This is a genomic window from Micromonospora sp. NPDC049529, assembly GCF_055586685.1.
In genome coordinates this window covers 266761-280179 of record NZ_JBVJHT010000007.1, presented here as the reverse complement: position 1 = coordinate 280179, position 13419 = coordinate 266761, and the positions used below count along the sequence as shown (strand labels likewise).

The 13419-nt window shown below is 72.3% G+C and carries 13 protein-coding genes; 8 read left to right on the top strand and 5 right to left on the bottom strand.

Annotated features, from left to right (window positions below; translation table 11 throughout):
- Window positions 1-2: 2 nt before the first annotated feature.
- On the bottom strand, window positions 3-320 hold the full coding sequence (locus ACZ6QQ_RS14660; protein ID WP_465876629.1) for a WXG100 family type VII secretion target: 318 nt from the start codon (window positions 318-320) through the stop codon (window positions 3-5).
- A 218-nt stretch (window positions 321-538) separates the two neighbouring features.
- Window positions 539-1933, bottom strand: a complete 1395-nt coding sequence (gene eccB / locus ACZ6QQ_RS14655) for a type VII secretion protein EccB (protein WP_465876628.1) — start codon at window positions 1931-1933, stop codon at window positions 539-541.
- Window positions 1934-2034: 101 nt separating this feature from the next.
- Here eccB and eccE point away from each other — a divergent pair, with 101 nt between their 5' ends.
- The 4 genes from eccE (at window position 2035) to rarD (ending at window position 5874) form a co-directional block, all read left to right on the top strand.
- On the top strand, window positions 2035-3909 hold the full coding sequence (gene eccE, locus ACZ6QQ_RS14650; protein ID WP_465876627.1) for a type VII secretion protein EccE: 1875 nt from the start codon (window positions 2035-2037) through the stop codon (window positions 3907-3909).
- A 61-nt stretch (window positions 3910-3970) separates the two neighbouring features.
- Window positions 3971-4357 carry a phage holin family protein gene (locus ACZ6QQ_RS14645; protein ID WP_465876625.1) on the top strand — a complete coding sequence of 129 codons (387 nt, stop codon included), beginning with the start codon at window positions 3971-3973 and terminating at the stop codon, window positions 4355-4357.
- Window positions 4358-4429: 72 nt separating this feature from the next.
- On the top strand, window positions 4430-4939 hold the full coding sequence (locus tag ACZ6QQ_RS14640; RefSeq protein ID WP_465876624.1) for a GNAT family N-acetyltransferase: 510 nt from the start codon (window positions 4430-4432) through the stop codon (window positions 4937-4939).
- 17 nt (window positions 4940-4956) lie between these two features.
- Entirely contained in the window at window positions 4957-5874 is a 918-nt protein-coding gene (gene rarD, locus ACZ6QQ_RS14635; RefSeq protein WP_465876623.1) for an EamA family transporter RarD, read from the top strand.
- A gap of 79 nt (window positions 5875-5953) precedes the next feature.
- Here rarD and ACZ6QQ_RS14630 read toward each other — a convergent pair whose 3' ends face one another.
- The gene (locus ACZ6QQ_RS14630; protein ID WP_465876621.1) at window positions 5954-6694 is read right to left on the bottom strand and encodes a zf-HC2 domain-containing protein; all 741 of its coding nucleotides are present in this window, start codon (window positions 6692-6694) and stop codon (window positions 5954-5956) included.
- A complete protein-coding gene (locus ACZ6QQ_RS14625; RefSeq protein ID WP_465876798.1) occupies window positions 6695-7210 on the bottom strand; it encodes a sigma-70 family RNA polymerase sigma factor in 516 nt (171 codons plus the stop codon). It lies immediately after the preceding gene.
- 297 nt (window positions 7211-7507) lie between these two features.
- On the opposite strand from ACZ6QQ_RS14625, the gene ACZ6QQ_RS14620 reads away from it, so the two are divergent.
- Window positions 7508-9643 carry a PhoX family protein gene (locus ACZ6QQ_RS14620; protein ID WP_465876619.1) on the top strand — a complete coding sequence of 712 codons (2136 nt, stop codon included), beginning with the start codon at window positions 7508-7510 and terminating at the stop codon, window positions 9641-9643.
- Between the two features lie 185 nt (window positions 9644-9828).
- Here ACZ6QQ_RS14620 and ACZ6QQ_RS14615 read toward each other — a convergent pair whose 3' ends face one another.
- On the bottom strand, window positions 9829-10611 hold the full coding sequence (locus ACZ6QQ_RS14615; RefSeq protein WP_465876618.1) for an IclR family transcriptional regulator: 783 nt from the start codon (window positions 10609-10611) through the stop codon (window positions 9829-9831).
- Between the two features lie 237 nt (window positions 10612-10848).
- On the opposite strand from ACZ6QQ_RS14615, the gene ACZ6QQ_RS14610 reads away from it, so the two are divergent.
- The 3 genes from ACZ6QQ_RS14610 to ACZ6QQ_RS14600 all read left to right on the top strand — a co-directional run bounded on the left by ACZ6QQ_RS14610 (window position 10849) and on the right by ACZ6QQ_RS14600 (window position 13239).
- Window positions 10849-11385: a SigE family RNA polymerase sigma factor gene (locus tag ACZ6QQ_RS14610; RefSeq protein ID WP_465876617.1), complete on the top strand. Its 537-nt coding sequence runs from the start codon at window positions 10849-10851 to the stop codon at window positions 11383-11385.
- Window positions 11382-12182, top strand: coding sequence for a hypothetical protein (locus ACZ6QQ_RS14605; protein WP_465876616.1), 801 nt, complete (start codon window positions 11382-11384; stop codon window positions 12180-12182). The genes ACZ6QQ_RS14610 and ACZ6QQ_RS14605 overlap by 4 nt, the downstream gene beginning before the upstream one ends.
- A gap of 205 nt (window positions 12183-12387) precedes the next feature.
- Window positions 12388-13239, top strand: a complete 852-nt coding sequence (locus ACZ6QQ_RS14600) for a DUF3152 domain-containing protein (protein WP_465876614.1) — start codon at window positions 12388-12390, stop codon at window positions 13237-13239.
- Window positions 13240-13419: the final 180 nt, after the last annotated feature.

Below are 13419 nucleotides of genomic sequence, written 5' to 3'. Positions count from 1 at the left end.
AATCAGAGCGGCAGCGTGATGCCGCGGTTGGTGTTGGCAACCCGGCTGGCCGCCTCGCTGTCGGACGCGTCGTACTGCTGGCCGGAGGTACGGATCGCACCGGCCGTCTCCCGCAGTGCCCGCCCCAGCTTGGTCTGGTCGTTCGCCCACTGCTGCTTGACCTGCTCGAACGAGCGGCCACCCGCGCCGCGCCAGGCCTGCTGGAGCCCTTCGAGCTCGCCCATCAGGCTGTTGAGCATCGACTGCAGGGACTGGTCGACCTCTTCGAACTTCTTCGCGGTCTGTTGCATCACCGCGGCTTCTGCCTGCGTCTGGGACACCCCGGACGTCACCCCGCTCCCTCGATCGTCGCGCCCCCGGCAACCACTGTGGACACCGAGGCGGTATCGGTTCACCCATCGACCCGGCACACCGGTGCCGGTGCGGCAAACTCCGTCGCTGACCGTAGCGGGCCGGGACCATACCCGGTAGCCCCCGCACCAGCCCTGTGGAAAACTCCGGCGCTGCTCGACCGCGCCACAGCCCCCTGATGGACGGATCAGTCCTGAGTGGCCGGTGACCGGGCGGCGGCCGGGTCCAGCGCCTCACCGGCCGGCACCAGCGCCACCAGACCAGCCGGCAGGCGCAGCGGTTTCGTGTTACCGAAGCCGAGCATGCCGAGCACGTCCGGGCCCGTCACCGCGTGCCGCCGGCCCAGGTCGGTGACGACCGAGATGGCCCCGCCGCCCAGCCCCGGTGCCGCCACCGCCTCCACCACCGCACCCCGGCCCGGCTCCACCAGGATGTGGTCGGCCAGCGCCGCACCCTGCGCCGACCGGGCCGCCGTACGCGCCGCGTCGGTCAGGTCCGGCAACTCCGCCCCGACCAGCATCTGCTGTACGCCACCGTCGTCGCGAACCTGACCGCAGATCCCCCCGTTCTCCGCCGGCACCAGCTCCGGCCGGTTCGCCGGTGGCGCACCCGGATCCTCGGAGACCAGCGGCGCCTCCTTCGGCACCCGCGCGTACTCGCCCTGGGACATCGGCGTCGGATCGTCCTGCCGCCCGGCGGTGAGCAGCAGGTCCGCCTGCACCTGGGTGATCCCGGCCAGACCCTCCCGCTTGGCCACCGCGTACTGGCGGCCACCGCCCTGGCTCTCCACCACGAAGACCTCGCCGACCCGGGCACCGTCCACCCGCAGCGACTGCCGGCCCGCCTCGGCGATCGGCACCCGGCCCAGGTCGGCACCGGCCGGCAGGGCGTTGAGCAGTGCCGGCGCCACCGGCACCGGGCGCTCACTGGCCCAGGTCAGCGCGGGCAGCACCAGGTCGGTGTCCCGGATCAGGTGCCGGCGGTTGTGCCAGATCAGAAACAGGCTGCCGTCCGGGTGCCGGACCAGCACCGCCTTCTCGCCCAGCGGCGTACCGCCGGTGACGTCGGCGCCGACCAGCAGCGCCGAGCGGGGCGCGGCCGGGCCGTCGGTGGTGACCAGGGCCGAGCAGACCGTCCACGGTGCGGTGGAGAGCCGGGCGGCGGCCGGCAACGAGTCGGGGGCACCGCTGATGCCGAGCGTGTTCCCGCGCGGCACACCCTCGATCGACTTACGCGACACCAGCACGGTCTTCGGCTGCGCGCCGCCGACGATCAACAACGCGGACGCGTAGTTGAGGACCAGGTGCAGCTTCTCGTCGCGGAAGACGTACCGAGCGCCGGACTCCTTCTCCACGATCACGACGCTCGGATCGCGCCAGCTCTTCCCACCGCCGCCGACGATCGCACCGTAGACGGTGACCCCGCCGAGCGCGATCGCCGCGATCAGGACGCTGGCCAGGGTCGCCCCGGCCGCCCGCCGGAACGGCGACTGCGCCGGGTCGGTCTCCCGCATGACCAGTGCGGCCACCACGCGTTGGACCATGAACTGGTAAGAGTGCAACTGGTCCTGCCGAGACGGCATGCGGGCCCCTCCCCGGTGTGTCCGGCCCATACGATAGGCCCCTGCGCGAGTGTCGCGGGGGGACGCCCGTGGGGCGGGCCCATGCACGGGAGGCTATCGCGGTGACGGTGAGTGTGGCGGGTGACGTGGCCCGGTCCGACCAGTCCGGACCGGTCGGCTGGAGTGCCGACCCCGGAGCGGCCGGCCCGGTCGGCACCGCCACCGCGCCCGGCCCGGTCCGCCGCCGGGCGCTCGGTGTCCGCGCCGGTCAGGTCGTCGCCGCCCAGACCGCCGTCGCGCTGCTGCTGGCCGCCGCCGGACGCGGTCCACTGGTGATGACCGGGGCCGTGCTCGGCGCCGCCGTACTGGTGCTCACCGCGTGGCTGCGGCTGCGCCGCCGGTGGCTGTTCGAGTGGATCCGGATCGGTGTGCGGTACGCGCTGCGCCGGCACGCCCTCGCCCCGACCGCCGAACCGTCGGCCCTGCTCGACCTGCTGGTGCCGGGCGCCCGGGTGTTCCCGGCCGAGCTCGCCGGTGACGCGGCGGCGGTGATCAGCGACGGGTACGGGCTGACCGCCGTACTCGAACTCGGGGATCCGAGCGGGCTGCTCGCCGACGCGCCCCTGTCCCTGCCCAACCCGGCGAGCCTGCTGCCGGCGGCCGGCGCGCAGACCCCGCCGATCCGGATCCAGCTCGTCCTCGCCGGTGCACCGGCACCTACCCTGCGCGCGGGCGGCGGCACCCCGGCGACGTCGTACCGGCAGCTCACCGACGGGCGGCTGCTCGGGCAGGAACGGGCGCTGCTCGCGATCCGGGTGCAACGCGCCGAGGGGTGGTCCGAACCGGACCTGCAACGGGCCCTGTCCAGCACCGTCCGCAAGGTGCGGCGTCGACTCGCCCCGGTGCCGGCACGCCCGCTCGGGGACCGGGCGGCGCTCGGCGTACTCGGGGAACTGGCCCACCACGACGGCGCGTCACCGGCCCGGGAAAGCTGGCAGGCGGTGCGCCTCGGCGGGTTGTTGCAGACGACCTTCCGGCTGCGGCGCTGGCCGGACCCCCGGTCGGAGACCGCCCGCCGGCTGGTGCCGCGCCTGCTCGCACTGCCGGCGACCGCGACCACGGTCTCGGTCAGCGCCGGTCCGCGGGTCGGCACCACCACCGGCCCGCTCCCGCTGGACCTCACCGTACGGCTGGCCGCCGAGAACGCCGCCGGTCTGTCCACCGCGATGCAGGCGATGCGTCGACTGCTCGCCGCGGAGAACGCGACCGGTCGGCGGCTCGACGGCGAACACCTGGACGGCTTCGCCGCCACCCTGCCGCTCGGTACGGCCGAGACGGGGCCGCCCGCGCAGTCGCCGAACGCCATGATGGACGTCCTCGAACTGCCGTTCGGCACGGCCGGGCTGATGATCGGTGCGAACCGGCACGGCGCGGCGGTGACCGTACGGCTGTTCCGGGCCGAGGCGACCCGGGTGATGTTGATCGGTGGGGTGGCGGCGGCGCAGCTCGTGGCGCTGCGGGCGATGGCTCTGGGTGCGCGGGTGGTGGTGCAGACGGCCAGGCCGAGGGCGTGGGAGCCGTTCGTCCGGGCGGTGAGCGCGCCGGGCGGGACGATCCCGCTGATCCCGCCGGGCCGGCAGGTCGGCGGCCCGGCCGCCACCCCGCTGCACCCGCTGCTGGTGGTGGTCGACGTGGGACCGGTGAACGCGGACGCCCAGCCGGGGCCGGGCTGGCAGGCCAACCTGGTGGTCCGGGACGAGCTGACGCCGGCCGACACCGATGCCGTCTCCCGCGCCGACCTGGTGGTGTTGCAGCCGCTGCGACCGGACGAGGCGGCGCTGGCCGGCGTCGCGCTCGGGCTCGGCGACTCGGCGGAGTGGCTGACCCGGATCCGGGGCGACATGGTGGGCGTGGTCAACCGGCGGGTGCTGCGCTGGGCGCTGCTCTCGGCGACCCCGATCGAGGTCCAGCTGATCGGCCCACCGACCCGGAGCTGACCGCCGGGTCCCGACCGGGGCGGGGCTGCGGTTCACAGCCGGTCGTGGCACTATCCCCGGCATGAATTTCGTCACCGGGCTGCTGATCAGGCTCGCCACCACCGCCTTCGCGTTCTGGCTGGCGACGCTGGTCATTCCGGGCATCACCCTGGGTACCGACTCGATCGGCGAGGCGGTGTTCACCCTGCTCCTGGTGGCCGTGATCTTCGGGGTCGTGAACGGGGTGCTCCAACCCGTCATCAAGACCCTGGGCTGCGGGTTCTACCTGCTCACCCTGGGTCTGATCGCGATCGTGGTGAACGGGCTGCTGTTCCTGCTGACCAGCTGGATCGCCGGCCAGTTGGACCTGCCGTTCTCGGTCGACGGGTTCTGGCCGTCCGCCGTCCTCGGTGCGCTCCTCGTCAGCGTGGTGACCTGGGTGCTGGGCCTGGTGACCAACCGGGACTGAGCCCGGTCCCGGTGACCAGAGTTCGGGAATTGGCCTGGCGCGCATCACGGGTGGTGGAGTTACCGTCGGCCGGTGTTGACGATCACCCGCAGCGACGGTTACGAACTCTCCACCGATCCCGACCGGCTCGACCTGCACCGGGTGCACCGGTGGCTGTCGACCGAGTCCTACTGGGCCAAGGGCCGGTCGTACGAGGTGACGGTCCGGGCCGTCGCCGGCTCGATGCCGTTCGGGGTCTACCGGCCCGGTGACGGGGTCCAGGTGGCGTTCGGTCGGATGGTGACCGACGGTGCCACCTTCGCCTGGCTCTCCGATGTCTTCGTCGACGCGGCGTATCGCGGGCGGGGACTCGGCGGCTGGCTGGCCGAGACGGCGCGGGACGCGGTGACCGAGCTCGGGGTGTACCGGATCCTGCTCGCCACCAACGACGCCCACGGCGTGTACGCGCGGCTCGGCTTCACCCCGCCGGCCACGCCGGAGACCATGATGGAACTGATCCGGCCGCAACACGTCGACGGCGCGGATTCCATCGACATCGATCGGGTGACGCCGGTCACCGATAAGGAGGGGGCGCAGGGTTGACCCCTTACGGTGTGGGGGTGAACCAGCTCCGCCTGGGTTATGTCTTCGGACTCGCCGCGTACGTGCTCTGGGGTTTCTTCCCCTTCTACATCAAACTCCTCCGACCGTCCGGGCCGGTGGAGATCCTCGCCCACCGGGTGATCTGGTCGGTGGTGTTCGTCGCGCTGGTCCTCGCCGTGACCCGGCACTGGGCGTTCCTGCGCCGGCTGGTCCGCCAGCCCCGACTGCTGGCCGGGATCGCCGCCGCCGCCGCGCTGATCGCCGTCAACTGGGGCACCTACATCTACGGCGTGAACTCCGACCGGGTGGTGGAGACCGCACTCGGGTACTTCATCAACCCGCTGGTGGTGGTCCTGCTCGGCGTCACCGTACTGAACGAGCGGCTGCGTACGGTGCAGTGGACCGCGCTGGGCATCGGCGGCCTGGCGGTGGTGGTCCTGGCGATCGACTACGGTCGGCCGCCGTACATCGCGCTCACCCTGGCGCTCAGTTTCGGCGGCTACAGCCTGCTCAAGAAGCGGCTCGGGTTGCCCGCCGCCGAGGGGCTGTTCGTCGAGTCCGCCCTGCTGGCGCTGCCCGCACTGCTCTACCTCGGCTGGCTCACCTGGCGCTCCGAGTCGAGCTTCGGCGACTCGACCGGGCACACCCTGCTGATGGTGTTCGCCGGTGCGGCCACCGCCATCCCGCTGCTGCTCTTCGCCGGTGCCGCGAACCGGCTGCCGCTGACCAGCCTGGGCGTGCTCCAGTACACCGCGCCGGTCCTGCAACTGGGCCTCGGCGTGCTGGTCTTCCACGAACCGATGCCACCGGCCCGGCTGGCCGGTTTCGCCCTGGTCTGGCTGGCGCTGATCGTCTTCACCGTCGACGCGATCCGGCACGCCCGCCGCCCCACCCGGTCCGTCACCCCGATCACCCCGGTCGCCGAACCCGTCTGACCCACTGCCCGGCCCCGATGGAAGCCTGCTGCCCGGCCCCGATGTCCGATCCGCTGCCCGGCCCCGATGGATGGCTGCCTCAGGGCACGTCGTAGCCGAGCAGTGGGACGCCGTTGGCCCGGAGCACCTCCAGTCGGACCAGGTCCGCGCCGGAGAACCGGGTCACCCCGGTGAAGGTGACCTCCTCGCCGGGAGCGGCCAGCCACGAACCCACCTGCTCCGCCGTACCGTCCGGGCCGTACGCCACCAGTCGGTAGGTGTACGTCCTCGGGTGGCTGCCGCTGCTGACGTACTCGCAGCGCATGGTGACCTCGGTGCCCCATTTTGTGCCGTTCAGGCCAATCTCGGCGCGTACCGGCACCGCACCCGCGACCGGCTCCATGGCGACCATCCGTACCTGCACACCGGTGGCGGTCGGGCTGGGTGGCAGCGCGGCGGGTGTGTCCGGCGAACCGCCGCCGACCAGCTGATCCGCGCCCAGCCCGAGCACCACCGCCAGGCAGGCGGCGGCGAGCCCGACACCGGCGTACCGGAACCGGGTGACCCGCCGTTGCCGACGCCGCGCCGTCCGGGCGGCCGTCAGCAGCGCCGGCAGTCGCGACTCCACGCTCGGCGCCGGCTCGGTCAGCAACGCCAACCCGTCGGCGTCGAGCCGGCTGAGCAGGCCCGGCAGGGCGGCGATCTCGGCGACCGCCTGACGGCAGGACGGACAGCTGGCGAGATGACGTTCGTACGCGGCACGGTCGGCCGGGGAGAGCGCGCCCAGTACGTACGCGCCGTCGTCGAAGGCGAAGTCACACCGCTCGTCGTGCTCGCTCATCTATTGGGTCACCCCCATCTCCGCCAGCACCAACCGTAGGGATCGCAGTGCGTAGTGCGTCCGCGACTTCACCGTGCCCGGCGGTACGCCCAGCCGCGCCGCCGCCTCCGCCACCGACCGCCCCTGGTAGAAGCACTCCACCAGTACCTCTCGGTGGGTCGAGGAGAGCCGGGCGAGCGCCTCGGCGACCATCCATGCCTCCACTGCCCGGTCCGCCTCGTCGGTCAGCTGCGGCGGCTCGGGCAACTCGTCGGTGACCACCTCGCCGACCCGCGAGTTGCGCCGCCGCCAGGCGTCGATCGCCAGGTTGCGGGCGGTGGTGAAGAGCCAGGCCCGGACCGAGCCCCGCTCGGGGTCCAGTGCCTCCGGGTGGCTCCAGGCCCGCAGCAGGGTCTCCTGGACCAGGTCCTCCGCCCGCTGGCGGTCGCCGTTCACCAGACGCAGGGAGTGCGCGAACAGCGCCTCGGCGTGCTCGTCGTGCAACGCGCGCAGGAGTTCGGCGTCCCGGTCGCTGATGGCAACCTCCTCGGTGCCGCACCCGGCGTCGGCGCTCCCGACACCCTTGCAAACTGTTTCACGTAACCAGCGGCCGATCGGTTCACCCGCCCCGGCCGATCGGTTCACCCCGCCTCCCGGCTGGACTTGTTCATGTTCGGTTCACCACAGCGCCGACGTGCGCTCACAGCGCGCTCCTAGCGTGCGGCTCATCCCACCCGCGCGCTGCCCCCGGGCGCGGGTACGGAACCAGCACATCAGCCGCAAAAGAGCACGATTCGCGACAAGAACCTGATCCAGCCAAGGAGGCCATCCCATATGAGCGACCGTCCCCGGCTGCTCCCCCTGCTCGGCCAGAGCGGCCCGCACGGTAGCCGCGACTCCATGACCTGCCTCTACCGCTGCGGCAACGCCTGCGACCACCCGGCCCCCAACGCGTCGGACAACGAGTACTTCGGTGACGTGGTCAAGGCCGAGGTCACCCGTCGCGGTGTGGTCCGGGCCGGTGCCGTCGGCGCCCTGGTCCTCGGTTTCGGCGGCGCGGCCGCCGGTGCCCTGGTCGGCGCCCCCGCGCTCGCCGCCCCCGGCGAAGGCGCGGCCCCGGCCCTGCCGGACGTCGAGTCGTTCACCGCTCGCAAGCCCCCGGCCGGCAACGGCGCCCTGACCTTCAAGGCGATCCCGCCGAACCGGCTCGACACCCTGGTGGTGCCGAACGGCTACGACCACTCCGTGGTCATCCGCTGGGGCGACCCGGTGGTGCCGGACGCCCCCGTGCTGGACGTCCACCACCAGACGGCCGCCCGGCAGTCGAAGCAGTTCGGCTACAACAACGACTTCGTCGCCGTGCTGCCGCTGAGCAACAAGGGGGACCGGGCGCTGCTCGTCGTCAACCACGAGTACACCAACGAGGAGCTGATGTTCCCCGGCTTCACCTCGCTGGACGCGCTCACCGTCGAGCAGGTCCGGGCCACCATCGCCGCCCACGGTCTGTCCGTGGTCGAGGTGGAGCGGGTCGGCAACACCGGCGAGTGGAAGCTGGTCCGGACCGGCAAGCGGCAGTACAACCGCCGGATCACCGCCCTGAACACCCGGTTCGACTTCACCGGCCCGGCGGCCGGCTCGGCCTGGTTGAAGACCGCGGCGGACCCGCGCGGCATGGTCGCCATCGGTACGCTCAACAACTGCGCCGGCGGCGTCACCCCGTGGGGCACCGTGCTCTCCGGCGAGGAGAACTTCAACCAGTACTTCGTCGGCGGCGACGGCGCGCCCGAGGCGGTCAAGCCGAAGCTGGCCCGCTACGGCATCCCCACCACCAGCCGCTACCCGTCCGGCAGCCGCAAGTGGGACCGGGCCGACGAGCGGTTCGACCTGGCCAAGCACCCCAACGAGGCGAACCGGTTCGGCTGGGTCGTCGAGGTCGACCCGCTCGACCCGGAGGCGAAGCCGCGCAAGCACACCGCGCTCGGCCGGCTCAAGCACGAGGGCGCGAACGTCATCATCGCCAAGTCCGGCCACGTGGTCGCGTACATGGGTGACGACGAGCGGTTCGACTACATGTACAAGTTCGTCTCCGACAAGAAGTACATCAAGGGCAACTCCTGGACCGCCCGGCAGCACAACCTCACCCTGCTGGAGTCCGGCACCCTGTACGTCGCCAAGCTCGACTACACCAGCGCCGACGAGATCGACGGCTCGGGCAAGCTCCCGAGCGACGGCGCGTTCAACGGCCGGGGCCGCTGGATCAAGCTCGTCCGGGGCAACACCTCGTACGTGCCCGGGATGACCGCCGCGGACGTACTGACCTTCACCCGGCTCGCCGGTGACGCGGTCGGCGCGACCAAGATGGACCGGCCGGAGGACGTCGAGCCGTCGCTGCTCACCGGCAAGATCTACGTCGCGTTGACGAACAACACCAACCGGGGTGTCGGCACGAACCCGGCCGTCGACGAGGCCAACCCGCGCAACGCCAACAAGCACGGGCAGATCCTGGAGATCGTCGAGGACAGGGGCGACCACATCGGCGAGAACTTCGCCTGGTCGCTGCCGATCGTCTGCGGCGACCCGACCGACCCGTCGACCTTCTTCGCCGGGTACGACAAGACCAAGGTCTCGCCGATCTCCTGCCCGGACAACGTGGCCTTCGACGGCGCCGGCAACCTCTGGATCTCCACCGACGGCAACGCGCTGGGCAGCAACGACGGCCTCTTCGCCACCCCGGTCGAGGGTCCGGAGAAGGGTCACCTCAAGCAGTTCCTGACCGTACCGATCGGTGCCGAGACCTGCGGCCCGTTCATCAGCACCGACAACCGCTCGGTCTTCGTCGCCGTCCAGCACCCCGGCGAGATCAGCGGCGCGTCGATCGAGAACCCGGCATCGAACTGGCCGGACGGCGACTTCGCCAAGCCGGGCGTGGTCGTCACCTGGCGCCTCGACGGCGGCCCCGTGGGTAGCTGACCCATCCAGCCAGACCCGCCCGGACCGGCCCACCGCCGGCTCCGGGCGGGTCTGCGTCCGGCACCGGCGTACGCCCCGTCGTCGTGGGGACCATCGGGGTGGTCGTGTTCGGTGAACAGGACGGGTCCTCACGGGACGGGCGTACGCCGGTCAGCTCCGCGCCCCGGCCGGCCGCCGGCCCCCGATCAGCCCTCGGTGGCGAGGCCGTCGGCGACCGTGCGCGCCACGGTCAGCAGCTTGGCCCGGACCACCCGCGCCGAGGTCATCATCTCCGCCGCCGGCAGTGCGCAGGCGAGCACCACCCGGCGTTCCATGTCCTTGTCCGGGGTGACCAGCACGGCGGCGCAGGCAACCCCCTGGCGGTACTGCCCGAGTTCCAGGTGCATCCCGCGCCGGTCACCGGCGGTCAGGTCGGCCTCGAACGTGTCGGTGGCGGTCAGCGTCGCGGTGGTGAACGGCCGCATGCCGTACTCCCGCAAGTAGCGGAAGCGCTGTTCGGGCGTGAGCGTGGCCAGCAGGGCCTTGCCGAGGGCGGTCGCGTGCGCGCCCTCGTCGAAGCCGGGGACCAGATCTTCCAGGTACGGCGAGCGCGGGCCCTCGGCAACCGCGGTGATCGCCACCTGCCCGCCGACGAACCGGCCGAGGAAGTGGCTGTAGCCGGTGTCGACGGCGGCCCGGCGCAGTGCCTCGCCGACCACCGGCGGCCCCCGGAACGCCGTCACCAGCTCCCGGTACCGGTCGGCGATCTCCAGCCCGACGATGTACGTGCCGTCCTCGCGCCGGATCACGTAACCCTCGTACGCCAGCGTGCGTACCAGGTGGTACGTGGTGGCCACGGTCAGCTCACAGCGCCGCGCGATCTGCTTCACGGTCAGGCCCTTCGGGGCACGTCCGACCGCTTCGAGGACACGTAGCGCACGCGACACGCTACGGATCAGGTCCGAAGGTTCCGCCAGAGGGTCGCGCACAACCACCTCCGCCGCTGGGGCTTACACCATATGAAAAATCGGCCGACTGCGAAATGCCCGTTCGGATCGAGGATGCCAGATCTACGGCGACAGTGCGTGCAGCGACAGACACGGTAAGTTCCTCCGCTCGGCTTGACGGACCCTTTCCCTCCGCTCCGGCGCCCTCGTGTCCCGGATCACGTCAACCTGCCGCCGCCCCGCCCGCGTTCTATCCCGGTACGGCGGGAGGGAGCACGGATGACGACGGCCAAGGACCCGGCTGCCGCGCGGGACCAGGGCTTCCGGGCCTTCTACCTGGCGCGCGGCACCCGGCTGCGGGGCACCGCATACCTGCTCTGCGGCGACTGGCACCTGGCCGAAGACCTCGTCCAGGCCACCTTCACCAAGCTCTACCTCGCCTGGCCCCGGATCTACCGCTACGAACACCTCGACCAGTACGCCCACCGCACCCTGCTGAACACCTTCTTCAGTGAACGACGCCGCTCCTGGCGACGGGAGGACCCCGTACGCGAACTCCCCGCCACCCCGGACACCGCCGCCGCGACCGGCGGCACCGAGGACCGGCTCGTCCTGATCGGAGCGCTGGCCGACCTGCCGGACCGGCAGCGCGCCACCCTCGTCCTGCGCTTCTTCGAGGACATGTCGGTCGAGCAGACCGCCGACCTGCTCGGAATCTCCAACGGGGCGGTCAAGACCCACACGTCCCGGGCGCTGGCGACACTACGCACCCGGCTGGGCTCACTGGCCCTGGTACCGGCGGAGGAGAACGGATGACCGAGACCTCGATCCGGGAACTGATGGCCCGCGCCGTCGAGGCCGGACCACCACCGGGCGTCCAACTGCCGGTCGACGACGTACTCGCCCGCAACGGGCGGGTGCTGCGCCACCGCCGGATCAACCGGGTAGCCGTCGCCGCGCTGCTGCTGGCCGGGGCCGCAGGACTCACCGCCCTGCTCCCCGGACGACCACCGTCGCCCCTGCCGGCGGGACCGACCGCCACCCGAGAGGCGGTTGTCACACCGACCCCGACCGTCGACTACGAACGCCGGGCGAACACCGCCATGGACCTGCTCACCGCCGCCGTACCGGCCGGGTACCGGGTGCCGAAGGGCGACCAGGCCCCCGGCCCCGGCGGCAGCACGTACGCGGTGCACGACATCAGCTGGCGCAGCCCGGACCAGCCCGGACACAGCCTGGACCAGCCCGCGAAGGCGCTTTACACGGCACTGCTCGAAGTGCAGCTCGACGGCCGAGCCGCCGTACTCACCGCCCGGGTGGACGAACAGCTCCCGGCCGAGCCACTGCCGACGGCCGACCTGTGCGCGGTCCGGATCGACCCGAACGAGCAGAGCTGCCGCACGGTGCTCGCCACCGACGGCACCCCCGTACGCATCGCCAGCTGGAATCCGGTCACCGGCCCGGTCGACGAGGCCACCCGGGTGGTCAACGGCGTCATCGTCACGGTCCAGCAGGCCGGCCGCCCCCGCCCCGGCGTGTACGGACTCGGCCGCGCCGTCCTGGACGACCGAAAACTCGCCGACCTGGCCGCCAACCCGAGGCTGCTCCCCTGACCCACCCCTCCCCGCACCCGTCCCACCGCCCAGGGGGCTCCACCACCGCCCGAAGCAGACCGCACCGACCGGACTGACCGGTCCCACCCCGGCACCACCACCGCACCGACCCGAGCCGCACCAACCGGGCCGGCCGGTCCCGTACGCCCACCACCGCCCACGGCCCCGCCGCAACCGGTCCGCCGTACCCGTCGAGGAGCAACCGATGTCCGCCCGCCGTACCGGAGCCAACCAGCGTGCCGTCAGCCGCCGACTGCTGCTACCCGCCGTGGGTGCCGTGGTGATCGGGCTGGTCATCGCCCTGCTCGGCCTCGCCGGCGAGGCCGGAGGCAAACCCGACCCCACCACCACCCGTACGACAACCAGCTCCACCCCCGACACAACGGGTACGGCCAACCAGCCCTCGCCATCCGGGCCGGCCCCGCACCAGAGCCCACCCGCACCGGAAACCGCCGTCACAGCCCCGGTGACGTACCCGGAGAGCGGTCCCCGTACCTGGCACACCGTCGACGGCCGCAGCCCCGTCCTCGGCCGCGCCGGCCAACTGCTGCGCTTCCGGGTCGCCGTCGAGAACGGCATCGCCGGCATCACCCCCGACGCGTTCGCCGACGCCGTCGTCACCACCCTCGGCGACCCGCGCAGCTGGACCGGTACCGGTCAGCGGCGACTCCAGCGGGTCGGCCCCGACGAGGCCGCCTCCTTCACCGTCTACCTCGCCACCCCGGCAACCCGCGACAAGCTCTGCGACGACGGCTACGACCGCTACACCTCCTGCCGCAACGGCAACCAGGTCGTCATCAACGTCGCCCGCTGGGCCCACGGCGTCCCCGACTACGGCGCCCCGCTGGCCACCTACCAGCAGTACGTCATCAACCACGAGGTCGGCCACCGCCTCGGCCAGGGCCACCAACTCTGCCCCGGCCCCGGCCAACCCGCCCCCGTCATGCAGCAGCAGACCCTCTCCCTGCACCGCTGCACCCCAAACCCGTACCCCCTCCTGAACGGCAGGTTCTACGCCGGCCGCTCCGGCCAATACGACGACCCGGTGCCCCGTTAGCTGGCGCCGGCTCCGCCGTCGCTGGCTCGCTCCGCTTCGCGCCGCCCAGTGGGGGGGGGGGGGGGGGGGGGGGGGGGGGGGGTGGGCGTGCCGGGGCGGCGTGTTTTGCGTGGTCGTCGCCACGACTGTTTGTTTTTCCTCGCTCCCCACCTCCGCCCCCTCCCCCCCCGTTTCCCCACT